General features: G+C 52.4%; 24 protein-coding genes. 5 read left to right on the forward strand and 19 right to left on the reverse strand.

The genetic code is table 11. The features are described from left to right. The first annotated feature begins 16 nt into the window (after nt 1-16). A complete protein-coding gene (gene rpoN, locus QWY30_RS08705; RefSeq protein WP_494338497.1) occupies nt 17-1,507 on the forward strand; it encodes an RNA polymerase factor sigma-54 in 1,491 nt (496 codons plus the stop codon). A 14-nt stretch (nt 1,508-1,521) separates the two neighbouring features. Here the strand turns inward: rpoN and QWY30_RS08710 are convergent, their stop codons facing one another. The 5 genes from QWY30_RS08710 to QWY30_RS08730 form a co-directional block, all read right to left on the reverse strand. After that, nucleotides 1,522-2,154, reverse strand: a complete 633-nt coding sequence (locus tag QWY30_RS08710; protein ID WP_290240161.1) for a hypothetical protein — start codon at nt 2,152-2,154, stop codon at nt 1,522-1,524. Between the two features lie 23 nt (nt 2,155-2,177). Continuing rightward, a complete protein-coding gene (locus QWY30_RS08715; RefSeq protein WP_290240163.1) occupies nt 2,178-3,788 on the reverse strand; it encodes a peptide chain release factor 3 in 1,611 nt (536 codons plus the stop codon). 47 nt (nt 3,789-3,835) lie between these two features. Continuing rightward, entirely contained in the window at nt 3,836-5,293 is a 1,458-nt protein-coding gene (locus QWY30_RS08720; protein ID WP_290240164.1) for a DEAD/DEAH box helicase, read from the reverse strand. 203 nt (nt 5,294-5,496) lie between these two features. After that, complete coding sequence (locus QWY30_RS08725; RefSeq protein ID WP_290240166.1) at nt 5,497-6,510, reverse strand: D-2-hydroxyacid dehydrogenase; 1,014 nt, start codon at nt 6,508-6,510, stop codon at nt 5,497-5,499. Between the two features lie 30 nt (nt 6,511-6,540). After that, nucleotides 6,541-7,329 (reverse strand): class II aldolase/adducin family protein, encoded by a 789-nt coding sequence (locus QWY30_RS08730; protein ID WP_290240168.1) that lies wholly within the window; start codon nt 7,327-7,329, stop codon nt 6,541-6,543. 87 nt (nt 7,330-7,416) lie between these two features. On the opposite strand from QWY30_RS08730, the gene QWY30_RS08735 reads away from it, so the two are divergent. Continuing rightward, complete coding sequence (locus tag QWY30_RS08735) at nt 7,417-7,761, forward strand: hypothetical protein (protein WP_290240170.1); 345 nt, start codon at nt 7,417-7,419, stop codon at nt 7,759-7,761. On the opposite strand, the gene QWY30_RS08740 is transcribed toward QWY30_RS08735, so the two are convergent. Genes QWY30_RS08740 through QWY30_RS08750 form a run of 3 tightly spaced genes read right to left on the reverse strand, consistent with a single transcriptional unit; the run spans nt 7,758 to nt 10,817 of the window. Further along, nucleotides 7,758-8,408 carry an FMN-binding negative transcriptional regulator gene (locus QWY30_RS08740; protein ID WP_290240171.1) on the reverse strand — a complete coding sequence of 217 codons (651 nt, stop codon included), beginning with the start codon at nt 8,406-8,408 and terminating at the stop codon, nt 7,758-7,760. The genes QWY30_RS08735 and QWY30_RS08740 overlap by 4 nt on opposite strands. Before the next feature lie 2 nt (nt 8,409-8,410). Continuing rightward, nucleotides 8,411-9,985 carry a gamma-glutamyltransferase family protein gene (locus tag QWY30_RS08745; protein WP_290240173.1) on the reverse strand — a complete coding sequence of 525 codons (1,575 nt, stop codon included), beginning with the start codon at nt 9,983-9,985 and terminating at the stop codon, nt 8,411-8,413. A gap of 10 nt (nt 9,986-9,995) precedes the next feature. After that, nucleotides 9,996-10,817 (reverse strand): alpha/beta fold hydrolase, encoded by an 822-nt coding sequence (locus QWY30_RS08750; protein ID WP_290240175.1) that lies wholly within the window; start codon nt 10,815-10,817, stop codon nt 9,996-9,998. A gap of 109 nt (nt 10,818-10,926) precedes the next feature. Here QWY30_RS08750 and QWY30_RS08755 point away from each other — a divergent pair, with 109 nt between their 5' ends. Then, entirely contained in the window at nt 10,927-11,256 is a 330-nt protein-coding gene (locus tag QWY30_RS08755; RefSeq protein WP_290240177.1) for an ATPase with chaperone activity, read from the forward strand. Nucleotides 11,257-11,282: 26 nt separating this feature from the next. On the opposite strand, the gene ppa is transcribed toward QWY30_RS08755, so the two are convergent. Further along, nucleotides 11,283-11,822, reverse strand: coding sequence for an inorganic diphosphatase (gene ppa, locus QWY30_RS08760; RefSeq protein ID WP_290240179.1), 540 nt, complete (start codon nt 11,820-11,822; stop codon nt 11,283-11,285). 202 nt (nt 11,823-12,024) lie between these two features. On the opposite strand from ppa, the gene QWY30_RS08765 reads away from it, so the two are divergent. Beyond that, nucleotides 12,025-14,085: a sodium-translocating pyrophosphatase gene (locus tag QWY30_RS08765; RefSeq protein ID WP_290240180.1), complete on the forward strand. Its 2,061-nt coding sequence runs from the start codon at nt 12,025-12,027 to the stop codon at nt 14,083-14,085. On the opposite strand, the gene QWY30_RS08770 is transcribed toward QWY30_RS08765, so the two are convergent. Further along, on the reverse strand, nt 14,074-16,743 hold the full coding sequence (locus tag QWY30_RS08770; protein WP_290240183.1) for a bifunctional diguanylate cyclase/phosphodiesterase: 2,670 nt from the start codon (nt 16,741-16,743) through the stop codon (nt 14,074-14,076). The genes QWY30_RS08765 and QWY30_RS08770 overlap by 12 nt on opposite strands. 308 nt (nt 16,744-17,051) lie before the next feature. On the opposite strand from QWY30_RS08770, the gene QWY30_RS08775 reads away from it, so the two are divergent. After that, nucleotides 17,052-17,501, forward strand: coding sequence for a TlpA disulfide reductase family protein (locus QWY30_RS08775; RefSeq protein WP_290240184.1), 450 nt, complete (start codon nt 17,052-17,054; stop codon nt 17,499-17,501). A 2-nt stretch (nt 17,502-17,503) separates the two neighbouring features. Here QWY30_RS08775 and QWY30_RS08780 read toward each other — a convergent pair whose 3' ends face one another. The 9 genes from QWY30_RS08780 to soxC all read right to left on the reverse strand — a co-directional run bounded on the left by QWY30_RS08780 (nt 17,504) and on the right by soxC (nt 25,570). Continuing rightward, nucleotides 17,504-18,454 (reverse strand): MBL fold metallo-hydrolase, encoded by a 951-nt coding sequence (locus QWY30_RS08780; RefSeq protein WP_290240186.1) that lies wholly within the window; start codon nt 18,452-18,454, stop codon nt 17,504-17,506. 8 nt (nt 18,455-18,462) lie between these two features. After that, nucleotides 18,463-18,909, reverse strand: coding sequence for a DsrE family protein (locus QWY30_RS08785; protein WP_290240188.1), 447 nt, complete (start codon nt 18,907-18,909; stop codon nt 18,463-18,465). Between the two features lie 3 nt (nt 18,910-18,912). Beyond that, a complete protein-coding gene (gene soxB, locus QWY30_RS08790; protein ID WP_290240190.1) occupies nt 18,913-20,631 on the reverse strand; it encodes a thiosulfohydrolase SoxB in 1,719 nt (572 codons plus the stop codon). 45 nt (nt 20,632-20,676) lie between these two features. Continuing rightward, a complete protein-coding gene (gene soxX, locus QWY30_RS08795; RefSeq protein ID WP_290240192.1) occupies nt 20,677-21,309 on the reverse strand; it encodes a sulfur oxidation c-type cytochrome SoxX in 633 nt (210 codons plus the stop codon). 17 nt (nt 21,310-21,326) lie between these two features. Then, on the reverse strand, nt 21,327-22,127 hold the full coding sequence (gene soxA, locus QWY30_RS08800; RefSeq protein WP_290240195.1) for a sulfur oxidation c-type cytochrome SoxA: 801 nt from the start codon (nt 22,125-22,127) through the stop codon (nt 21,327-21,329). 66 nt (nt 22,128-22,193) lie between these two features. Continuing rightward, nucleotides 22,194-22,508 (reverse strand): thiosulfate oxidation carrier complex protein SoxZ, encoded by a 315-nt coding sequence (soxZ, locus tag QWY30_RS08805; protein WP_290240197.1) that lies wholly within the window; start codon nt 22,506-22,508, stop codon nt 22,194-22,196. An 84-nt stretch (nt 22,509-22,592) separates the two neighbouring features. Beyond that, nucleotides 22,593-23,045, reverse strand: coding sequence for a thiosulfate oxidation carrier protein SoxY (gene soxY, locus QWY30_RS08810; protein WP_290240199.1), 453 nt, complete (start codon nt 23,043-23,045; stop codon nt 22,593-22,595). A 70-nt stretch (nt 23,046-23,115) separates the two neighbouring features. Next, nucleotides 23,116-24,225 (reverse strand): c-type cytochrome, encoded by a 1,110-nt coding sequence (locus QWY30_RS08815; RefSeq protein WP_290240200.1) that lies wholly within the window; start codon nt 24,223-24,225, stop codon nt 23,116-23,118. Further along, the gene (gene soxC, locus QWY30_RS08820) at nt 24,209-25,570 is read right to left on the reverse strand and encodes a sulfite dehydrogenase (RefSeq protein ID WP_290240203.1); all 1,362 of its coding nucleotides are present in this window, start codon (nt 25,568-25,570) and stop codon (nt 24,209-24,211) included. Before soxC ends, QWY30_RS08815 begins: the two co-directional genes overlap by 17 nt.

Here is a 25,570-nt window from a genome sequence, read left to right on the forward strand (position 1 = left end):
GCAAAATATTGTACCTATGACTCGCAATTTTCTCGAACTTCGTCTTGGTCAGAGCTTGACGCTGACTCCGGCACTGCAACAGTCCATCCGACTTTTGCAGTTGTCGACGCTCGACCTGGAGGCCGAAGTCGCCCGCGCGCTGGCGGAGAATCCCTTGCTGGAACAGGAGGGAGAGGGCTTGCAAGACCCCGGGGCCCTGGGGTCGACCGTACGGGTCGGCGAGGTGTTTGAAGGCGTGACGGCCCCTTCTGACGAGTCTCAGGTGGATTCTGAGGTGCCGGCGAACTCTGGCTCAGATTACGAGCAGTCTTTTGAGCGTGAACGGCTGGAGTTTTCCTCGGAGTCTCGTCATTCCAGGGACGACGACATGCCGGATCGACCTGAGGCTGCCCGCGAAAGCAATTTGCGGGAATATCTGCTGGGTCAGCTGGGTACCACGAGGCTGAGCGAGCGGGATGCCGCGATCGTGGCTTTGTTGATTGAAGAACTCAATGAAGATGGTTTTTTGGCCTCACCTCTTGAAGAGATCATTGACTGGATGAGTCCGGAGCTGGGTTTGGAGCTGGATGATTTTCGGATGGCTCTGAAGTTTTTGCAGTCCTTGGATCCGCCGGGTGTGGGCGCACGGGATTTGGCAGAGTGTTTGGATTTGCAATTGCAGTTTGCGGATCCTGATCGCTTGCCTGAGGTGAAAGACAAAGAATTATTGGCCCTGGCTCGCCGACTGTGTCAGCACCTAAGTATTTTGGCCACTGGCAACATGACCAAGCTGCGAGAAACACTGCGTTGCGATACTGAACTTTTGCGCCGTGCGCATGCATTGATCGTACGATTGAATCCTCGCCCGGGCAGCCCATGGAACAAACCCGCAGCTGATTTCGCGGTGCCCGATGTGATTGTGCGCAAAACACGCAAGGGATGGGAGGCACACCTTAATGAAGCCGTGATGCCGAAACTGCGAGTCAATGCGATGTACGCTGAGGCGTTAGGGAGTCCGCGCGGTGGCGCAAACAGCGCCCTGCATGGGCAGTTACAGGAAGCCCGATGGATGATCCGCAATGTCGCTCAAAGATTTGAAACGATTTTGCGAGTTTCCCAGGTCATTGTCGCGCACCAGCAAAACTTTTTTAACAAGGGCTGGGAAGCGGTGAGACCGTTGACACTCAAGGATGTTGCGCTTGAGCTGGGGATGCACGAGTCGACGATTTCTCGCGCGACGACTCAAAAATACATGGTCACTCCCTTCGGGACGCTTGAGCTTAAAAGATTTTTCAGCACAGGGTTGTCAACGGAAGGTGGTGAGGCGACCTCTTCGACGGCCGTCCAGACACGTATACAGACATTGATCCGCCAGGAGGATCGCTCACGACCTCTCTCGGACAGTCAGTTGGTGACGCTCTTGGATAAAGATGGAATCACGATCGCGAGAAGAACGGTCGCAAAGTACCGAGAACAAATGCGTATACCGACCGCACCACTGCGAAAGTCTCAGGCTGGAGCGGGTTAGCGACTTGCGTGACTTTAACCGCCTGGATTATTGACGGTTGTGCGGTCTGGACAGTCTGAGACTTTGCCCCAGGCGTTGTTGGGCCCGCAATATTTGGATTGTGCGGATTGTATGCAACCAGGACGCTTAAAGAAGCTAGCGCTATTGCACTGGGCGAGTTCTTTTTTCAGTAACTCTTGCCATGAGACGACAAGGTTGGACGAAGGCGCAGCTGGACGCGCAGATGATGAGCCGGAATCCGTATGACGGACATCAATCGTGCGAACAGAGTCGGTGTCCGTACTGGAGCCGTTGCGTTCACTGTCGCGGCGTTCGGAGTTTTCCTCGTCGTCCTCATCGTTTTCTTCACCGTCTTTTTTATAGGAGTTCGCATCCGCGCGCGAGGCGATGATCGGTGCAATAGTCCACTCGACGGGCTCCATTTCCTTGGGTACGCCCAGCGTTCCATCAATGCGGGGCTGGGGCGGTTGAGGCGCAAGAGGTTTGCCGTCGGCGTCCAGAACTTGCCCCGATTCACTCTCGGAATTGGATGCCGAGGAAATGGACTCGGGGGCTTGTTCGACGAGCCACAGACCAAGTTGCCGTCCGCCTTGCCAGGAGGCGATCACAGCAAGCAACAGTAAGAGGATAAGGGCGCGCCAGGACATAGGGATCTCTGAATTGCGTGATGTCAGACTTTGTCAGCGAATACTTGGCCACCATGTTCACGCATCGCATGAAACCGAATCGCCGGATGGCGTTCTTCGGCTACCCGAAGTTGAGCCGTCGACGAGACGAGGAAAGCCGGTGCTTCGACGACATCATAGGCGATATGCGAAGCGTTCGCATCGATGAATTTACGCAGTTCTTTTGGATCTTCGGCGGTGATCCAGCGAGCCATGTTGTAGCGAGAGGGCATCAGACGGGCTTCCGCGCCGTATTCCGCCTGCAGGCGGTGTGCGACGACCTCGAACTGGAGTTGCCCGACTGCGCCAAGCAACAGTGCGCCACCTGCGGCGATGGGCTTGAACACTTGAATCGCACCTTCCTCACCCAATTGGAGTAGACCTGTGCGGAGTTGTTTAGTACGAAGGGGGTCTTTGGTCTCAACCGCCTGAAAGAGTTCGGGCGCAAAAAATGGCAAACCAGTGAAATGCAGGGATTCGCCTTCGGTCAATACATCGCCCAAATGCAAAATGCCATGGTTCGGGATGCCGATCACATCACCGGCATAAGCTTCGTCTACGAGTTCACGTCGCTGTGACAGAAACGAAACGACGTTATTCGGACGGATTTCTTTGCCGTTGCGAGAGACTTTCAGGCGCATGCCGCGCTCGAACTTTCCGGAGCTGACGCGCACAAACGCGACACGATCCCGGTGCGCCGGATCCATATTGGCCTGGACCTTGAACACAACACCGGTGAATTTTGGTTCATCGGGATGCACGACACGTTCAAGTGCCTGGCGTGAACCTGGCGGTGGAGCTTGATCGACCAAGGCGTCGAGTACCTCTTGGACGCCAAAGTTATTAATCGCCGAACCAAAAAATACGGGTGTTTGTTTGCCAGCCAGAAAAGCGTCGCGATCGAAGGTGGGGGCGGCAGCTTGTATCAGTTCGATTTCGCCTTTTGCTTGCTCAAAAGCCGAGCCGAAACGTTGGGCGATTTCCGGATTGTCCAACCCGTCGATAAAGTCATCCGAGTTGTCGTTGCGTCGTTCTTGACCGGGGCGAAATAGCCGCATACGGTCGCGCTGGATGTCGAACACGCCACCAAACGCTTTGCCCATGCCGACTGGCCAAGAAAAAGGCACGGCATCCATACCGATATGCTGTTCGATTTCGGACAGTAGCTCAAGCGGATCGCGCACCTCACGATCCATTTTGTTGATGAAGGTGATGATCGGTGTGTTTCGTGCCCGACAAACCTGAAGTAAGCGGATGGTTTGTGGCTCGACACCGTTTGCGGCGTCGATGACCATCAGCGCCGCGTCAACGGCAGTCAGAACACGGTAGGTGTCTTCGGAGAAGTCCTGGTGTCCGGGCGTGTCGAGCAAATTGATCACGCAATCGCGGTATTCCATTTGCATCACGGAAGAGGCAACGGAGATGCCACGTTGTTTTTCGATTTCCATCCAGTCCGAGGACGCATGGCGGGAGGCCTTGCGTGCCTTGACGCTACCGGCGATCTGAATCGCACCCGCGAAGAGCAAAAGCTTTTCGGTGAGTGTTGTTTTACCGGCGTCAGGGTGGGAAATAATGGCGAACGTTCTGCGTCGCGCGACTTCAGCTTGAATACTCATGATGGCGAATTTTACAGGCTGAACAGGTCAGCCTGTGTTCGGGCTAATTACTTGTTAAAGAGAGCGGGGCGACGGGGGCGGTTTGCTTGGCTAGGACTGTTAGGACCTGAACCGCTGCGAACGGGACCCCCGGTGCCCGAGCGTGTGGGCGTGTGGCCGGTTGGGGCGTTACGTCCGCTGCCCTGACCTTCACGGCGTGGCGCCTGTCCGGTGCTTTGGCCAGCGCGCGCTGGACGCGGAGCGCCAGAATGACTCGTGCCAGCCGGGCGTGATGACCGTTGTGGTGGGCGACGCGGACCGTCTCGACGTCCCTCGGCACGGGCATCATCGTCGGCGCCATGCGAGGAAGCAGGAGAAGCGGTCCAACCCGTCGGAGCTGGAAGCTGTGGAATCTGCTTTTTAATGATGCGCTCGATAGCCTTGAGGTATTTGATTTCGCTCGAGTCCACCAAGGAAACTGCAGAACCCGCGGCACCTGCCCGACCAGTCCGACCGATGCGGTGGACATAGTCTTCGGGGACGTTGGGTAATTCGAAGTTGACGACTTGAGGGAGCTGGTCGATATCGAGACCGCGTGCAGCGATGTCAGTGGCGACCAGTACGGCAACCTTGCCTTTTTTGAAGTCATCTAGCGCGCGTGTGCGAGCGGCCTGACTCTTGTTTCCATGAATGGCTGAGGCGGACAGGCCGTCTTTGACAAGCTTTTCAGCGAGACGGTTTGCGCCGTGCTTGGTGCGTGTGAAAACAAGTACTTGGTGCCAGCCACTCTCTCGGATGATGTGGCTCAAAATATCGCGTTTGTGTGCTTGGTCCACCATATGAACAGTCTGATCGACGCGTTCGGCAGTGGTGTTACGTGCAGCGACTGAAACTTCGGAGGCATTAGTGAGAACGCCCTTCGACAATTCGCGGATTTCGTCCGAGAATGTGGCGGAGAAAAGGAGGTTTTGACGCTGGCGCGGGAGCAATGCAAGGATTTTACGGATGTCGCGGATAAAGCCCATGTCGAGCATGCGATCGGCTTCGTCCAGAACTAGGATTTCGACACCAGACAAGTCGACGTTGCGCTGCTGGCAATGATCCAGCAGGCGTCCGGGCGTGGCCACCAGGATGTCGATGGGTTTGCGTAAAGCGGATGTCTGGGGATTGATATTGACGCCACCAAAAATCACCATCGAGGAGATTTTGGTATGAATGCCGTAGGTTTTGACGGACTCTTCGACTTGAGCGGTCAGTTCGCGCGTCGGCGTCAGTATCAAGACGCGAGGACGACCGGGCTTGCGAAGCTCGAGAGGCTTGGCAAGAAGCATGTGAAGAATCGGCAGGGTAAAGCCGGCTGTTTTGCCGGTTCCTGTTTGTGCGGCGGCCAGCAAGTCCCCTCCCGCGAGAACGCGAGGGATGGCTTGTGCCTGGATAGGGGTGGGTGCGGTGTAGCCAGCATCGGCAATTGCACGCAAAAGGGGATCGGCTAACCCGAGGTCAGCGAAAGTAATCGTAGTAGACAAGAGAACAGCTCCATCGTCGTGCCGGCCCGCAAGTGAATGCGGACTCCAATCGGGGCAGACGAACAGGGAGTAAAAACGCCTTGGAGGCGAGCGCCCACAGAGTTGGGGCTTAGCGAGGCACGAGGACTGGAACTTTGTGCCGTAACGCTATTGTACGCTAAGCGAACTCTGGATGGCGGGTTTTAGTTTGAAAGTGAAAAGTTTCAACTCAAGCGTGCAACGTTGATGAAGGGTTCTCCGCGCGCATAGTGTCCGAGATTTTCGAGGAATTTCTCTGCCATTCGCTGAAGGATCGCGTCCGAGAATCCAGCTGTATGTGGAGTCGCGATCACATTGGGCATGTCCCAAAGCGGGGACTCTGCTGGCAAGGGCTCTTGCGCAAAAACGTCTAGGTAGGCGCCGGCGAGGCGACCATTTTTGAGGGCATCAATCATGGCGATTTCGTCGATGACCGCTCCTCTGGATATGTTCACGATATGTGCCGAGGGCTTCATCAATCCGAGCGCTTTCGCACTCACGAGATTGGTGGTTTGAGCCGTTAACGGGCATGCCAGCACGAGCCAATCAGTCTCTGGCAGGATGCTGTTGAACTGATCGAACGACACGACACGAGTGTCTGGAATTGTGGAAGACGCGGATTGGCGCACGACAATAATGTTGAGTCCAATCGCTTTCAACCACGCAGCTAGTTTTTGACCGATAGGCCCCCAACCGACAATGGTGGCGGTTTGCCCTTCAAGCTCTGGAGGCAGGCCCACTTTGAAAAAAGGTTCCCATGCATGGGCACGTTGCGCAGCCGCGAGTTGTGGAAAGCGACGCGCAAGCGACAGCAATCCAGTCAGCGCGGTCTGCGCCACGACGCCCGCACTCGCCCCAGAGGAGCTTGTGACGGTAACGCCTCTGGCCATTAGGTCTAAAAAGATTTGTCGGTCAACACCAGCGGAATGAATATGTACCCATTTCAGAGCTTTGGACCCCATCAGTGCATCGTAGACATACTGTGTTTCCGGAACGATTTTATGTTTGGTTGAGCTCGAGGTGACATCTCGAGAAACAAAGCAAAAATCCGCATCTGCGGTGCCTTCATGCATTTGTTTTGCGGTCACACGAACATAACCCTGAGGACCAAGAATGGACTCGATTTTGGGTGCCAGCTCGGCGGCGGTTTTGTCCGAAAGCAAGATGCGTGGCGGGTGACTGAGTTTCTGAATGGACACTTTTAAGACCTTGGCAAATGAATGAAGGGTTTAATTGCGATAAGAGGTGTCTGTGCGATCCAGCTTGCGCAGTAGAGCAGGCCACTCCATCACGCCATAAGGACGTCGTGTCCCGGGCTGATAGTTGTTCCAGGTTTCATCCAGCACTTTTTGTGAAACTTTCATCAATGGGCTGTTACAGGACATCGCACCAATTTGAGCGCGGCAGGAAAGCTCAAGGCGGTGCATCCAGTTAAAGGCTTCACCAATCGTGCGACCAACTGTTAGTGCACCGTGGTTGCGCAAGATCATGGCTTCGCTGTTACCGAGATCCTTGCACAAGGACTCCTGTTCAGCCTCGTCCAGCACGACGCCTTGGTAGTCGTGATAGCTGATTTTCAGGAAACGCATCGCAGTCTGTGTCAGTGGCAGTAATCCGCATTCGAGAGAGGACACTGCCATCGAGGCCCAACTATGGGTGTGAATCACGCATCCCACATCGGGTCGCGCATGGTGAACCGCGCTGTGAATGACTGCGCCGGCCTTGTTGATTCCGTAATTGAGATCGCCAAAATCAGGTTTGGTGATGATGTTACCTTTGTGATCAACCTTCAGCAGGCTCGAGGCTGTGATTTCTTCGTACATCAAGCCATAGGCATTGATCAAATAAGTCCCTTCTTCGCCAGGTATGCGCGCAGAGATGTGGTTGGCGATCATATCCGCCATGCCATACATTTCAACGAGTCGATAGCAGGCCGCAAGATCCACGCGTGTTTGCCACTCGGCATCCGAGACTTTGCCTTTGAGTGAGGGAATTTGAAGTACACCTTCTTTTGACATGACAGTTTGCCCCTGAAGTTTTTTGTCTAAAAATAGCGTTATGCTTAGCAACGAAGTTTTTGTTTGTGCCAATACCAGAGAATATAGATGAAAATGTTGCCCTTTGTCGCTTCAATGGCTGTTGTCAGCGCGCTTGCTGGCTGTCAGGGCAGCGCTGTGTATTATCATCGCGATCCTGGTCGCCAGATTGTGGTGCTGGACCAACGTGAAATCAGCATCATTCCCCTCGGAAACGACATGTGGGAAGCCTATGGAGGCAAACAAGGCGGGTGGTTTGGCACCGACTTTGACAAACAGAAAGCCCGACAGATCGAGGGTATAGAAAAAGTCACTGGGTGTCGCGTGATTTCGACAGAGTTTCCCGACAAAAAAAATGACAACAAGCTGTTGATCCATGCGAAGGTTGATTGCAGCGCGCAGCTCGGCCGCTAGTCCTCACCGATCCCCTTTCCCGAGCGAACAATCGCACTCATTCTCTGGTCCCTTTCACTGGAAAGCTGTTCACTCAACGCTTGCGCGATGCCATTGCGATCGGCGAGGTCGCGGTTTTGGCTGACTTTCCATTTGGCTTGAACGCGTGTAATGCTCAGTTCGATGCCCACGATTGCGTTGAGCATCTTTTCAATAAAATCCGCGGGCGCGTCAGAAACTTGCCAGGTGCTCTTTCTGGTTTTTTCCATCGACCGGGTGAGGTCTGTGACGATCAGGTGTTTGGTCGCCTCATCATGGATGACAGAGAGTGTCCCGTAAACATGCACGACAGCGTAGTTGTATGTGGGTACAACTTGATGATGAACTTGTTTGGAGGGATACCAGTTTGGCGTAATGTATGCCTCTGGTCCCTGAAAAACGACAAGCGACTCTTGAGCGGGCGCAACGTTTTTCCAAACTGGATTGCCCTTGGCCACATGACCGATCAATTTCCCGCCTGCCGCAAGATTGCCATCAAGCAAGAAGGGGATATGGTTCGCCTCGAGCGCGCCTTCGTGTTGTGTGACCAGTGTCCCGAGCGGGTAGGCTTTGAGCAGTGATGTTAATGAATCAAGGTCTTGCTGATCAAAATGTTTTGGTAAATACATATTCAACCGCCCGCGATCGCATCACCATATGGCGACATGATTTCAGTGCATCCCATATTCATCTCGCCGTCGCGCATCACCCCTGCCGGACAGGCGAATGAGTATGGATAGATATTACGACGTGTCTGAATGACAGGCATTTCTTTTTCGAGCGCAGCGATGATTTCAGCCGAGAGCGTTTGATCAGCGGTGATTTTTCCACTACCGCTGACATCGATGCGAGGGGTGTGGAATGCCTCTTCGAGATTGAGCCCATGGTCAATCATGAATGAGCTCAACTGCATGACAGCGCCGAGAATTTTGCGACCACCAGAAGCGCCGATGGCAAAACGGCGACCTTGCGCATCTTCACCAATCACGGGCGAGTAATTCGCGAGGCAACGCTTGTTCGGTGCAAGCGAGTTGGGCTTGCCGGGCTCGGGATCAAACCACATGATGCCGTTGTTCAGCAGCATGCCTGTCGAGGGTGATACCACGCGCGAACCAAAAATGGACAGCAAGGTTTGCGTGACTGCGCACATGTTTCCTTCGCGGTCGACCACACTGAAGTGTGTGGTGGAGCCAGGCGCTTTGGGAGATTCATGGTCCCCCATATTTTCAAAACGCAGCTTGAATGCCGCATCGAGTGCGCGGGCATAACCGGCGTACGTGGCGGCGTTGGGTTTGCCCTTTGTCGGAGAAAGTTCGCGCGCGAGTATGTCGAGCGCTTTCCCTAAAGTTGGCCCGCCGGTTAGTCCAGCCGTCGCATAGACTCGACCGCCACGATAGTTGATCGTGAGTGGCTCGACGATCGATGCTTGATAGTCGCGCAAGTCTTGCACACTCAGGCATCCGCCTTTGGCTCGCACATCTTTTGCCAGTTGTTCGGCAATATCGCCCTTGTAAAAAGCGTCGGCTCCACCCTCTGCGATTTGCAGGAGTGTTTGTGCGAAGGCTTTCTGGTTAAGATGTTTTTCGGCAAGAGAGGTCCACTCGCCGGCAATTGGCCAGTGTCCGTCATCCAGAAACATCTTGGCCGTGTCAGGATCTTTACTCAGAACGCGCGCGTTGGCCGCAGTCACAAGAGTGGTGTACCAATCCACTAACAGGCCTTCGTCCGCGAGTTTTGCTGCCGGGGTCACCAAATCTTTCCAGGGCATGCGACCGAAATGTTTGTGGGCCAGATCCATGCCTGCGACTGCACCAGGCACAGCGACTGCAGTCGCGCCCATGACGTTGCGATCTTCGACCACAGCAGGCCAGGGAAACAAATCCGAGGATTTACCAGCGCCACTCAAGGGGTAGTCGGCAGGATTGAGTTCACGCGGTGATCTGCAACCAAAATCAATGACACGCGCTTTGCCCTCTTTGGCGCGCCATAACACCATGGTGCCGCCCGCCGCAGGTCCGCTCATCCAGGGTTCGACGACACCAATCGCAAAGGAGGTCGCGATCGCAGCGTCGACGGCGTCTCCGCCTGCATCAAGCACGGCTGCCCCGACTTCGGCGGCCCGACGGTGCTGTGCGGCGACGACGCCTGCTTTGGTGGCGACGACAGTTTTGCGGACAATTTGTGAACTGGAAAAGTTTTCAAGCATGTGGAGCCCGTTAGGAAAGAGTGCTCAGCCAATCTATGACGACTGGAGTAAAAATATTTGTGCGGGTCACTGGAAAGAAATGACCGCCGTTTTCAAATAGATGAAGGTCTGCGTCCCTGAGCATCGTTTCGAGCTCTTCTTGTAAAAATGACGGCACGATCAAATCGTCGCGTGCGCCCAAGATGAGTTTTGGAACAGAGATGCGATGAATTTCACCGCTACGATCAAAGGCCACTAGGGCATCTAGCCGTTCGGCTACGATGCGTTGCGCTTCAGGTGTAACAGGGGCATTGGCACGCGCGTTTTCCAACACGGTCCAGTTATTGTTTAGCCAGTTTGCATCGTGTCCCATAAACACAGAGGAACATGCGTAGCCAACGGGGTCGCGAAATAGCATTTCGCGACGGGTTGAAAAGAGCTCTTTTCGATGACGACTGGGCTTGCCCCACGTGGCGCTGAATACGCAGGCGCGCACACGCTCAGGTGCAAGCAATGCCATGGTTTGCGCGATGCATCCGCCTGTCGAGTGACCAACGAGGATGGTTTCCTGAACATTTAACTGATCAAGAACGGACAGGCAGTCTTTTGCAAGCTGATCGATTGTGCAAGGCGCGGAACCCCCTGAACTTTTGGCGATGCCGCGTTGATCCAGTCTGAGGGTGCGGTAATGGGTCGAAAAAGCAGGGATGCAAGGGTTCCAGAAGTTTGCGGTGCCACCTAAGCCGCTGATGAGCAGGAGCGCGGGTCCAGTCCCATTTTCCAGCACCCGTAGCGCGGCACCATCTGGCAGATTGACAGTGTGTTCGAGCAAGGGGCTGGCTGAAGAAGACATTGGTGTAGGCTTATAAAATCACATATGCTGAGTAGTATCGTGTAAACACCAGCTGTTGCCAACCCAGGACACAACATGAAATACATACAAGCACTGTTGCGGTGCAGCGATGAGTGACGGCAATCAGATCATTATTCCGCCCTCGTTCATCGCTTTGTTTATTGAACCAGGGCGCACGAAGCCCAGTGCGACGCGAGAGCACATCTACGCACGCTACGATTTGTGTGAAGATCTGGCCAACTTGCTGACAGAGCAAGCGACCAACAAGCTGTGGGAGTTGGGTATTACCGAAGCCGATGTGCTGGAAAGGATTCACCAAGGGCTTGGGGATGTGGAGATTGGTCTGACCGCGGCAGAAGCACAGTGGGTGATTCTTAGGCTTGCGGAAATTCTAGGCTGGCAGGAGAGGATCCCGCCAAGCCACAGTCAAACCAGATAGCAAACTGAACAAATCAAAGACTGAAATTAAGATTTGTTTTCTTCCTGGTAACGCTTGATGCCAGTCAGGATCTCCTGATGTGCATCGGCAACGCCACCCCAACCTTGAACTTTGACCCATTTACCTTTTTCAAGATCTTTGTAGTGCTCGAAAAAGTGCTGAATGGCGTTTAGACGCATTGGATGCACATCTGAAGCCTGTTTCCAGTGGCTGTAGATCGGTAGGATTTTGTCCTCGGGAACGGCCAGAAGTTTGGCGTCTTCGCCGCCCTCGTCTTCCATGTTGAGCACGCCCAGTGCACGGCAACGTACCACCACGCCTGGGATCACAGGAAAGGGAGTAATCACCAACACATCCACTGGATCACCGTCACCCGCGATGGTTTTGGGAATGTATCCATAGTTACAGGGGTAGTGCATCGATGTGCCCATGAAGCGATCGACAAACAAAGCGCCTGAATCCTTGTCCACCTCGTATTTGATCGGGTCAGCATTCATTGAGATTTCAATGATGACGTTAAATGACTCGGGAAGATTTTTGCCCGGGCTGACTTTGTCGAGACTCATTATGGCTCCAGATGAACGAGGTTAACTAGTAGATACCCTAATGTTAACAAAATTAGACAAAATCGTTCCTATCGGCCCCATTCTGTTGGATACTAGCCCTGCTGGATGACTATCTGCTTCATGACTACCTGGTTCGCGAGCGAGCCTTGGCGGGCGCTCGATATCAACAATAAAGAGACACACCAATAAAGGAGTTCATAGAATGAGCAACGTCACGTTGGGCCTCTACTTTGCCTTGGGCTGTGGAGTATTAGCGGTTCTTTATGGTTTTTTTGTCCGATCCTGGATTCTTCAGCAAGGGACAGGCAATGCCCGAATGGTTGAAATCGCGGAAGCGATCCAGCAGGGGGCAAGCGCTTACCTTTCCCGACAGTACAAAACAATCGCTCTCGTGGGTGTTGTTTTAACGGTTCTGATCGCCCTCTTTATCGATGCTCTCACTGCAGTGGGTTTTGTTCTGGGTGCCGTGCTCTCTGGCGCCTGCGGGTTTATCGGCATGAATGTTTCTGTACGTGCAAACGTACGAACAGCGGAGGCAGCAACCAAGGGTATGAATGAAGCCCTGAATGTTGCTTTCAAGGGCGGCGCGATTACAGGCATGCTCGTGGTGGGGTTGGGTCTGCTAGGTGTTGGTTTGTTTTATCTTTATTTGCAAGCAACCGGCAAAGAGCAAAGCATGTCGGTGATACTCCACCCCTTGATCGGTCTCGCGTTCGGTTCTTCACTGATATCGATCTTTGCGCGACTTGGCGGCGGGATTTTTACCAAGGGTGCCGACGTGGGCGCGGATCTAGTCGGAAAAGTAGAGGCAGGGATTCCAGAAGATGATCCCCGCAATCCCGCGGTGATCGCGGATAACGTGGGCGACAACGTAGGCGACTGTGCGGGCATGGCAGCCGATCTGTTTGAAACCTATGCGGTCACCTTGATCGCGACGATGGTGTTAGGCGCCTTGATGATCAAAGTCGCGACGGCCGAGGCGGTGGTCTATCCCCTCGTGTTGGGGGGCATATCCATCATCGCGTCCATTATCGGATGCAGCTTTGTCAAAGCGACCCCAGGCATGAAAAATGTGATGCCTGCCCTGTACAAAGGCTTGGTGATCGCAGGTGTGATTTCGCTGGTGGCGTTTTATTTCGTAACGGACTGGATGCTGCCTGACAACATGCTCGCCGATGTCGGGTTTGCAACCGGTGGAAAAATGCGGATGTTTGGCGCGACAGTGGTTGGTTTGGTGCTGACTGCGCTACTCGTATGGATCACGGAGTACTACACCGGAACAGACTATGCTCCAGTCAAACACATCGCTAAAGCCTCTAGTCAAGGTCATGGCACCAATATGATTGCCGGCCTCGGCGTGTCAATGCGCTCGACAGCTTGGCCAGTGCTATTTGTGTGTGCAGCGATTTACTCGGCCTATTGGCTTGGAGGTATCTATGGCATCGCGGTTGCTGCAACGTCCATGCTTTCGATGGCAGGTATCGTTGTCGCGCTGGATGCTTACGGTCCCATCACAGACAACGCAGGAGGCATCGCGGAGATGGCAGGCTTGCCACAGTCCGTGCGTGACATCACCGATCCTCTCGATGCGGTGGGTAATACAACCAAAGCGGTCACAAAGGGCTATGCCATTGGGTCTGCAGGTTTAGCCGCACTTGTGCTGTTTGCCGACTATACGCATGCGCTTGAGGCGAATGGTCTGAAGGTGACGTTCGATTTGTCGGATCACCGCGTCATCATTGGTTTATTCATAGGCGGAATGATTCCTTATTTATTCGGTGCGATGGCGATGGAAGCCGTCGGTCGTTGTGCGGGTTCAGTTGTCGATGAGGTTCGTCGACAATTCCGCGAGATCAAAGGCATCATGGAAGGAACGGCCAAGCCAGAATATGACAAAGCGGTTGATATGCTGACAACTGCCGCGATCAAGGAAATGATTATTCCCTCGTTGCTGCCCGTCGTGGCGCCAATCGCCGTCGGTTTGATTCTCGGGCCCGAGGCGTTGGGCGGGTTGTTAATGGGGACGATCGTAACGGGATTGTTTGTGGCGATCTCCATGTGTACGGGAGGTGGTGCGTGGGATAACGCCAAAAAATATATCGAAGAGGGACACTACGGTGGAAAGGGGTCTGAAACGCACAAGGCCGCGATAACCGGGGATACGGTAGGCGATCCTTATAAAGACACCGCTGGTCCTGCGATTAATCCTCTTATCAAAATCATTAATATTGTGGCTTTGTTGATTGTGCCTTTAATGATCTAGTTCTTCTAACGGAGCAGGTTTGCCGTATAGGTAGCCTTGATAAAGCGTGCAGCCCAGTTCGAACAGGCGGGCACGCTGCTCTGCCGTTTCAACGCCTTCGGCAATCACCGATAAGCCAAGACTGTTGCCCAGCGTGACGACAGTCTGGGCGATCGCGGCATCGCTTGGGTTTGTCACGATATTTGTGATGAAGCCTTGATCGATTTTTAGCTGATCCAGAGGAAGTCTTTGCAGATAGGATAGAGAGGAAAAACCTGTCCCGAAGTCATCCAGAGAAAAACCGATTCCGTGCCCTTTCAATTCAGTCATCTTAGTGATCAGACTTTCAATTTCATTCACCAACATGCTTTCGGTGAGCTCAAGCTTCAGGCGATAACCGGGGGCGCCTGTTTTTTTCAAAATCGCCAAGACTTGTTCAACATAGTTTGGTTCATGGAACTGAGTGGCGCTGACATTGACGGAAATAGTCAGGTGTGATTTTTCCGGATCGTGTGTCCAACTCGCAAGTTGCTTGCATGCGGTTTCCAATACCCAGTGACCCAATGGAATCACTAAACCGCAGTGCTCAGCGGCCAGAATGAATTGACCGGGAGCCACGATGCCTCGGGTGGGATGATGCCAACGTACCAAGGCTTCAAACCCAACCAGTTTGTCATGCGCATCCATTTGGGGCTGATAATAAAGAACGAAATCATTATTTTTAAGTGATTCGCGAAGATCGGCTTCGAGCGTGACTCGTGCACTGACAAGTTCCTGCATCGTGGGATCGAAAAATTGAAATGCGCCACGACCAATTTTCTTGGCTTGATACATGGCCAGCTCGGCATGTTTCAGTAACGTGTGCCCACTTTCCAAGTCATTTGTAAAAAGCGCGATACCAATGCAACATGAGCTGTAGTGTTGCGTATTGTTCAGCGCAAATGGTTGATGAATAGTCGCGAGAATTTCACGAGCTGTGAGTTCGGCAGTTTTAGCAGCATCTTCAGGTATTGCGCTTAAACCACTCAACAGGACAGCAAATTTATCCCCCCCGATACGCGCAACAAAGTTTCCTTCGGGGAGAGCATCCGTGATTCTTTTCGCAACCTCTTTGAGCCAAAGATCACCCTTATCGTGACCAAAAGAGTCATTAAGCGATTTGAAATCGTCTAAATCGATATGTAGTAACGCACCGAGATATTGGAAATTTTTACGTTCTTCGAGCACAAGATTCAAACGCTGCATGAGTAGTCGTAAGTTCGCCACGCCCGTCAGTGAATCAAAGTACTCCATGTATTCAATTTGATCTGAAGCTTTCTTTTTTGCAGTGATGTCTTGCGTGACAGACAGGAGGCATGCCTCACCGTTCAGAGAAATCGTATTGGCAGAGACAAGCGCGTAAATCATTCGTCCGCTATGAGAGACAAAGCGCGTTTCGAGGTGTTCGCATGATCCATGAGTTTGGAGGGTATGCAAAAAGGCCTCACGATCAGCAAGCGAGGCCCAGATACCGATGTCAAGCGCAGTTTTCCCGATGATTTGCCTGCGTTCCCAACCGAAGATTTTCGAGTAACCATCGTTGATATCTAAAAATTTACCGTCTTTGAGTCGTGTCAGACTCACAGCATCGGGGCTGGTGCGAAAAACGGTACGGTACCGTTCTTCGCTTTCTTTGAGTGTCTCCTGTCGAGTATTCAACTCTGCCAATAGTCTATTAAAGCCGGTGATGAGTTGGCCAATTTCATCTTGTCGACCAATTGGGAGAGGCTCCAATGTGGACTCGGGATTCGCAAGTTGTGAAAGTTTACGCGCGGTTGCTTCGAGGGGTTTGAATTCTCTGACCAGCATCCACCAGATGAGTCCTCCGGATAGAAAAGTGAGTAATAGAGTGAAGATGAGGATACGTCGCTCCAAACTCGTGATGGGAGCGAAGGCGACCTTGGTCGGTAATTCGACCGCTACATACCAATTCACATTATTCAGGTGTTTGACGCCAGAGATGACTTCGAAGCCACGAGGGTTTGTAAACACCTCGCTCCCCTCGAAACCGCTGATGAATTTGTCGACGACAGGGTTAACGAGTGGCCCCGGCAAGCGTTCCATCAGGCGCTCTTTGTCGGAACTCGCGACAATCACGCGATGTGTCGCGTCGATTAATAAATAGCTACCTGAGCCACTCACATAACTGTGCTCTATTCTGTCCATGAAATTAGATTCACTCAGATTAATCACACCGGCCAGTGCGGCAATGACTTTGCCATTTTTATCTTTGATCGGGACACCGATGCCAAAAATCGGAGCTTTGATCTGACGGCCCATGACTGGTCGACCGATGGTGTGGTTTCCATCTCTGAGCGTGTTGGCGATGTAGTCACGATCGATGAAGTTGACCCCTACCCGTTCAAGACTAACCGGGAGCGAAGCGATCGCGGTTCCATTGCGATCCGCAACGAACGTCCCTCCGTTGAACAGGCTTTGAAAAACGGGTAGTTCTTCGAGTAAGGCTTGCAGCTCTTTATCGGATTGGATGTTTCTTTTTTCGATAGTCTGAGCAACACGCTGCAGAGCGAGGACACGCGTGTCAATCTGATCGCTGATATCGGCCGCCATGAGCGCCGCCATCGAGTGCTGTTGGTCACCCAACACCCGTTGCATGTCGTCACGCAAGCTATAGCTCACCGCATAGCCAAACGACCATAAACTCAGTAAAAAAATTACCAGTGTTAAAAGCGTAATACGGGTTTTAAGTGAGTTTTTTTGAAAATGGCTTAAATTCATCTATACCCTCACTTGCGACTTCCTTCAGCACAGAATACACCTTTTGGCGTATAAACAGCGGAACATACACATCATCATTTGGCTGATGTACTGATGAGATTTGAACAATAGAATGTCACCAAGCTTCGTGCATCACAAAAAATAAGAGGTGTTTTTTGAGGCAATATCTGACTTTGTTGCGGTTAATTTCAATCTCGTTTTTGACCCTAATGTTGCATGTCGGTCCGTCACATGCCATCAGTGTCGGCGATCAATTTAAATTTGACAAGCTTGTGACGATCGACGGGGAACAAATTGTTGAAAGTACGTTGAAAGGTAAGCATTTAGTGATACAAGTTTGGGCAACCTGGTGTCCCTATTGCCACCGACAAAACGCCAATCTCAAGGAGCTTGTCAGGCGAACGCAAGGCGGCAATCTTGTTGTGATCGGTCTGTCAGTCGACAAGAATCCAGAGACCGTCATGAGTTATGTCAAAAAAAATGAAATCAATTTCCCGGTAGTGATGATGACACCAGAGCTGGATCGAATGATTGGAAAAAGACGGGGTATTCCAGAGGTGTACGTTGTGGATCCATCAGGTCGAGTGATTCAAAAAGACTTCGGACAGATGGTGGATCTGGATGTATTTGAGCTGGCTCGGTTCAATCGACGTGACTGATATCACTCGTTTTGGATGGAAAGATAAATGTTGTAAGCGTTCATGCGGTTTGCAGCGTTGAAAAGCGGTACCTTTTCATATCGGGACCAGTCAGTCGCAAGATAGGCGTCATCAAAAGGCTCAAGATCCCGGGCTGCTTGCTCCATCGCTTTGCGTACAAAGACTAGGTAATCACGGGTGAATTTCAAATCTTCAGCAGCAGAGGTCGACGCTGGACCATGGCCCGGCACGATCACGGTGGCTGGTCGATTCAATAACTTGTCCAAAGATTTAATCCAGCCCAAGCTGTCAGCGTTGCCGACATAGGGAATCCGTCCGCGAAAGACCAGATCCCCCGCGAATAGCACGCCTTCGGTTGGGAAATAGATCGCCAAATCATCGGATGTATGCGCAGGCCCCATCTTAATGAGCTCGACGTCCAGACCTGAGAGCATTAAACGCGTATCTTCTACGATCCACTTTGAGGCAGGTACAAGCCGAGTGTCGTCATTGATCCAAGGTGCAAGTTCTATACGCGAGGTTTGTAGCCTGAGTTGCGCGGTGTCTGAACCCAGGTACTCTTTCGCACTTTCTTGTGCGATGACCGTCGCACCAATATCAATCAAGCTTTGCAAACCGTAAATATGGTCTGCGTGGTAGTGAGTCGCGATGACGAATTGAATCGGTTTGTCAGTCAGCTTTCGAATTTCGTCGATGAGTTGTTTGCCAAGAGCGGGCGAACCAAGCGCGTCGATCACCACAACCCCATCGGGGCCGATCACGACACCCGCATTGGAAATAAAGTTTTTATTTAAGGACGATCCCAGCGCAGATTCACCCTGAGCGTAATAAGCGTTTTTGCCAACTTGGGTGAGTGTAAGCGAACGTTCGTTGGCGTAAGTGTTCAAACCAAGCAGCATGAGCATCGCGATGACGACGTGCAGCGGTCGTGCAAAGCGTACTCGCAGAATCATTAGAAAACCTATGGTTTGATGTAGGCAAATTTCTGTTGTGCCTGCAAATCTGCAAGTCGCGCAACACCTGATGGGGTAAAGGTCGCCTCAAGTAAAAACTGATCTTTTTTGAGGTTTCTATTTTTGAGAGTGATCTCGCATACTTCAAAGTTTACGCCCCGCGAAACCAGTGCGGCGACAAGCGGGGCATATTCAGCTTTGGACTTTTTGTCCTGGGCACCTTCCATGACGAGATCGACGCCGTTTGCATGCATCACGACAGTAATCTTTGTGTCTGGAGCGACATCAAGATGATTCCGAATATTTCGGAGTCCTTTGATGCCCTGCAATTCAGCATCATCGACATGGTAGACAACTTTGTTGCCTTCTTTGACCGGAGACTGTTGGGCAATCGCAGCTGGAGTTACCACGAAAAGAGCAGCACTCAGAACAAGCGTGGAGAAGATTGATTTCATGATTTATCCTGACATTCCCGGGTTGTTTGCAGCGCCTTTGATGATAGGCAAGTTTGGAGTTTTGGCGGCGACAGTTTTGATCTGTCTGAGATAGGTCGACATCACATCCCAGATAGGTTCTCCGCCGGCATCGCGCGCGGCTTCCGAAACGGGTGCCCAACCGGCGACTTTATAGGTTTTTGAGGCTTCGATTGTTTGAGCACCTATACGCATATCAGATATTCTGTTGCCTGCTGATGCGGTGGGATCGATTGTGTATTGCATACCGCCTACTCTCACCATATCGCCACCCTGCTGATAGTAGGGGTCAGGATTGAAGAGGTTGTCCGCGACGTCTTCGAGAATCGTTTTGATCATCTCTCCGCTCATGGGCGTGAGTGTCGTGTATGGGTAGGTAATGGCTGTTTGATCCAGCAGGTGTTCCATGGTGATGGCTTGACCAGGCAAAATCGATGTTCCCCACCTGAAACCCGGAGAGAAGGCGATTTCGGCGCCTTTCATTTCCATCAGACCGTCTACGATCAATTGGTCGAATGTCCCGTTGAAATTGCCCCGGCGGTAGAGTGAGCCTTGTGCAGTTGCGAGTTTTTCGTTGAGTTTAGTTTCAAAGGGCGCACGGATTTTGTTGATCAGATCATCCATGGCTTTGTCAGCTGGCAAAAGATCTGCAAAAACTGGCATCAGACGATATCTAAAGTCAGCAACCTGACCATTTTTAACATCAAGATCCAACACGCCAAGAAATTTGCTGTTGGAGCCCGCATTGGTCACAAGGGTCACGCCACCAGGATTACTGATTTTGACCGGTACGGGCACGCCATCGTGCGTGTGGCCACCCAGGATGGCATCAATACCTCGAACGCGACTGGCCATTTTCAGATCGACATCCATGCCATTGTGCGAGAGGAGAATGACGGCCTGCGCGCCTTTGGAGCGTGCGAGGTTCACCGTTTTTTGCATATTCTCTTCGTCAATACCGAAAGACCAGTTTTCAACCAGATAGCGGGGATTCGCGATGGGGGTGTATGGAAAAGCTTGTCCGATGATCGCAACAGGTATCCCGTTCATTTCGCGTATCACGAACGCGTCAAAAACGGGATCTTCAAAATCCGTTGTTTTGATATTTTGCGCGATAAAGTCAATTTTCCCGGCGAAATCCTTTTCAACGATTTCTTTGACACGCTGTTCGCCAAGGGTCATTTCCCAGTGCGCGGTCATGATGTCGACACCGAGCGCCAGACAGGCGTCCACCATGTCTTGACCTTTGGTCCAGAGTGCGGTGCCTGAGCCTTGCCAGGTATCACCGCCATCCAGCAGCAGCGCACCAGGACGTGTCGCCCGGACCTGTTTAATGAGCGTTGCCAAATGCGCAAATCCACCGACTTTTCCAAACTGTAGGGCCGCTTTGTCAAAGTCAAGATAAGTGAGCGCATGAGCATCGTGCGTGCCAGGCTTGATCCCGTAATGTTTCAGGAAAGCATCGCCCACCAGATGCGGTGGTTTTCCAAACTGACTCCCAAACCCTAAATTGACGTTGGGCTCGCGGAAGTAAATGGGTTTGAGTTGTGCGTGACAATCGGTAAAGTGCATGAGGTGCACATTGCCGAATTTTGGCATGTCGTATAAAGAAGACGCAGCCTGTGCACGGCTTGTGCCCGCTCCAAGTGAGAGACCCGCCGCCGAGGCGATGGCCATCAGCTGCACAAATTCACGACGACTCATAGCCATTATTTGCTTCCTTGCGACAAGATACTTGCGAACAGTGGATTATTTGTTGACGGGTGACGCGGGATCCAACAAGAGCGCCATCACATCCTTGATTTGCTGTTCGGTCAGCAGATTAAAGTGCGCCATACGAGGCATGTTGCTGCAAGCGTTATAGGCTTTGGAATTACTGATCCGGTTCCAGGTATAGACCAAGATGGGTTCGCTGTTGCCGCGCATTTTTCCATACGCTAACAGTGAAGGACCAATGGTTCCGTGAGAAATTTCTTCCTTTGTGATTTGATGACAGTTGTAACAGCCCCCACCATTCACAGTTTTGAGCGTGTCACTCCATGTCGCACCACGGCCGCTTTGGGCGACCGCTTCACCAGCCTTCCAGTCGCCTAAGTACTTGCCATCAGAAGGTGGTTTGATTGCCGCAAGTGCCGCTTTTTGAAGTTCTTCAGCTTTCTTTTGTCCTGCTGCGCTTGCGCGAAATTTTTCGTCGGAACATAAAGCTTGAAATTCATCCTGCTTGATGCGATCCAGTTTCGCAATGCCTTGCTCACGGAAACTGCGTTCCATCACAGCTTGCACGGCGGGGTCAGTTTGTTGTGCCAGACTGGTTGCAGGGGTCCCTAGTGTTAGTAAGAGCGCGCTCAAACCAAGCGCGAGTTTTGTCAGTGTTGTTTTCATTTGTATGCTCCCGCGAATTAGCGCTTCAAGCCAGGGGTCTGAACCGTACCGCCATTGGCTGTGTTGGCCATAAAGACGGATAGTGCGATGGTGGCTTCGGATCCGTAGATGGGGAAAGGCATGCGTTGCTGACGATAGCAGTCGTTCAGACGTTGTTGCATCGTCCAGAAAGTCCCGCTGGAAACGCGATAGGCAGGCCAGCTCCCCCAGCCCTCTGCAGCACCTTTTGCAGTGGTCAGGTTGGGCAAATCTTGCATGCGAATGCGTTTGTTATCGACCGCATGACAAGAGGCACAGGAAAAATCCATTGGACCTCCCTGCAAATTAAATATCTTTTCACCGAGCGCCAGCATTTCCTTTTCTTTTGGATGTGTGGCCGGCACATTGATCTTTAACCCTTTTGACTGTGTGACAACGTAGGCGACAATGGCTTCCAGATCTTTGCGTACGCCTTTGCCAAAGGAGCCTTTCACGATGTCCGCTTCAGGAATCCCTTGCAAGGTATCCATGCACGTCATGAGCCGCGATTCAAGATCCTGAACACGATCGGTGTCTTTGAAATAGCGAGGGAGTTGCGCGGAGGCGCCTTGAACCACACCAGGTCCCAGTCCGAGATCGCATTTTTCAAGGCTCGCGTTTTTGGGGCCCGCAGGTTTGGACCAGAGCTCTTCACCTTCGGCCTCGTAAAGCTCTGAGGGGTTGCCGTCTGCCAACATCCGACGGTATTCGGCAAGCTGGTCGGATGCGGATTGCGCATAAACCATCGGAGTCGTACCGATCAGGCTTGCGACAAGCCCAGTAAAAATAGTGCGCTTCATGGAGTGTCTCCTATATCGCCTGCCTGATGGGATGACAATGTTGCATCCTTCGGGAAAGACAAATTTTTATTTGATATCGGTTTTATCGGTGCGTGTTTCGCCTTTGTTGTCGACCCAGGTCACGGAAATGGAGTCACCCTTTTTTGCGGAGCCATTCAGTTTGAAATGAAGAAACGGATCCTTGGAGACCGCGGGTCCAAACTGTGCGCCGTAGACGAGTTTGTCGCCGACCTTGGCTTCGACGGTTGAGATAAACCATGCGGGGATCGCCGTGCCTTCTGGTGTTTTGCGCTGACCTGTTTCCATATCGTGTTTCATCAGAACGCGAACATCCACGACGCCGTCTTTTTCTGTTGCACGAATACGCATTGGACTTGCCATGATTAATTCTCCTAGACTGTCTGTGTGCCCCGAGCGGGCAATTCTTTGTATTGAAAAAGGATAAGGTGTTGATTGCGCAAGGGGTTAACCGCCACAACCGCCCAGCGTGACTTTGACTTCTTTCGAAGCCATCAGCCACTTACCATCCACCTTGGCCAATGCAAAGACATTGGAGGTCTGACCCATTTTGACGCGTGTTGATGCAAACGCTTCCGCGCCTGCGGGGATGATAAACATCGCGGCCATCGCATTTGGATTCTTTTCTACCAGAATCGCCATTTCAGTCGCTTTCAAATTGGTTTCCACACCGACAGGAACAACCGCGCCGTTTTCAGCGATATCTGGCGCACGTAGTATCACTGCATCTGATTGTTGAGGTGCGCTACCGCCCAATACTTTGACGACGTCATCGAGAGTTTTCGCTTCGAAAGCGGCCTTATTCCAAGTCGCAGCTTCAGCTTCGGTCATCAGACCTGCGCTCGCCATCAGACCGACCAGGGCCGTCATTTGCAAAAGTCTGCGTCGCTGTACGTTCATGATTGTTCCTTTACGGATAAATATAGAAAAGAAAAAATATTGTTAGTCGAAAAGTGTATGAAAATGAAAATTAAGAACCGTTCAGCATCCACTTCACCAGGCGAGTGATTTCGTCATCCGGGACTTGGGGGTGGGGAGGCATCGGTATCGCGCCCCAGGCGCCCGAGCCACCGGCTTTGACTTTAGCACTAAGCTTGGCGACTGCATCCTGATCTTTATACTTTTTAGCAATATCGCTCATTGAGGGACCGACTCCCTTCGCTGCAGGCGCATGACAGGCCGCACAATTATTTTTTGTGAACGACTGTTGAAGGGCTGCTGAGTCTGCTTGAGCTGTTGTGGATTGAGCAAGTGTGACGGAGCCGGCGTTGACGGCCGTCTGTGCGCTTGCCACTTTGGCGACATATTGGGCGCCAGGCAGATTTTTGAGAGGGGGTTGTGTCGAATCAATGCCGCGATAAGGGCCGTACGTCCGATTTTGTTCTGCGATGTTGTGGTGTGCATTCCTGGCGAAGTCAGGCAGGGTCGATGTAATCTTGACTTCTGGAACGCAGTTTGTCATGCATGCGTCTGCTTTGACATCCGGTGTTCCTGATACTGTCCACATTCCGTGTTGAGTGGTCATGCCGTTTCGGTTTGGCATACGTGCTTGAACTTCCGCAATATTCTGGTCGCTTAATTTGAAATCCTCTGGGACGATTTCACCGAGCGCCAGTATATAAGCGACCAACGCGTAGGTATCGTCGGCCGACAGGGTTCGCGGCGCGTTCCAGGGCATCGCGCGATAGATGTAGTCGTACAGGGTCGATACGGTCGGAACTTTCATGAGCGTTGTACGCTGCGGCTGATTTTGAGAGGTCAGTGATGCAACCTTTCCCGTCTCAATATCTTTAGCCGTTGTACCGCCCACGATGGGTGTAAAGACCTCATTCGATTCGCCAAAGGCTCCATGACAGCTGGCGCACTTTGCTTCCCATATTTCCTGACCCTGGTCGGCCGTGCCTGCGCCCTTTGGTAAGCCCTTGAAGTCGGGTCTGACATCGATATCCCATGCCGCGACTTCCGCCGGTGTCGCAACACGACCGATCCCGGTGTATTGCGAGACATCCTGTGCTTGAACAAGCGCGCTCGCAAGCGCCAGGCCAGCAAGGCTAGTGAGAGTTTTAACCAACTTGTACATTGCTGACCTCACCGTTGATATCGACTTTCCAGGATTGAATGGCGTTGTTGTGATAAATGGATCGCGTTCCGCGCACTTCCCTGAGCATGCGGATCGGGGGCTGTACATATCCAGTCTCGTCGATGGCACGCGACTGCAGGATGGCGGGCTTTCCATTCCAGGTCCAGTTGATGTTGAAGCGTGTCAGGGCTTTGCTCAAGATGGGCGTTTCAAGTCTGGCCTCTCGCCAGTTGCGACCCCCGTCGACTGAAACATCGACGCGTTTGATTTTTCCACGACCGGACCAGGCAATTCCGCTGATGTTGTAAAAACCAGTGGTGAGAAGCTGTTGTCCGCCCGACGGCGTTGTGATGACTGATTTGCATTCCTGGATGGAGGTGTATTGTCTGTGCATGCCATCGGGCATGAGATCGACATAGTGAATCGATTCGTCCTTGGCGCCATAGGGCATGTCGCCCACCTCGATCCGGCGCAGCCATTTGACTGAACTCACGCCCTGGACCCCTGGAACGAGCAGTCGCAAGGGATAGCCATTTTCCGGGCGTAACATTTCGCCGTTCATACCCCAGACAACCAGTACGTCATCGCGCGCCATTTCCATTGGAATGGTGCGCGTCATGCCTGATCCATCACCACCCTCGGCCAGGACGTATTTCCCCTTGGAGTAGTCGGCACCGACCATATCCAGCAGAATGGAAAGAGGCACGCCCGTGAACTCGCAACAGGAAATCATGCCGTGCGTGTATTGAACGGTCGGCACGGCGACATTACCCCACTCCATTCCGGTATTGGCACCACACTCGATGAAGTGAATCCGCGAGACCGAAGGTAAACGCATCAGGTCTTCCATCGTGAAGACCATGTCTTTTTTGACGAGTCCATTGATCATCAAGCGATGTTGAGCGGGATCTACGTCGTACCAGCCTTGATGGTGGCGTTCAAAGTGCAAACCGCTTGGCGTGATGATGCCGAATAGCCCTTGCAAGGGGGCAAAGGCCACAGAGGCTGCTGAAACACGTGTCAGACCAGGTGATTCACGCCGCTGTAGATTGGCCTCGTACTTCGAGGGCATGCCGTAAGGTTTGGCTGCGACGGGCTGTCCAAGCGTGGTTTGCCAGGCTTGTTTTTGCAAAATGGCAGGTTCCCCCTGGTTGGCCCGGACCGGTGCAGTCATGCCCCCGGCGGCGGCTGCCATGGCTCCAAAAAAACTATGACGCAAGAAGCCCCGACGCGTATCGTCCATTCCTTTTTCGGTCAACTCAGTGGCGAAGTCTCTGGACAAAAAGTTCTCAGGAGCTTTTTTTAGTTTCCCAGGCTCAAGCGCGAAGTCTTTTGGATTCAACAT

It is taken from the genome of Zwartia panacis (genome assembly GCF_030410395.1).
Lineage (GTDB): Bacteria > Pseudomonadota > Gammaproteobacteria > Burkholderiales > Burkholderiaceae_B > Zwartia > Zwartia panacis.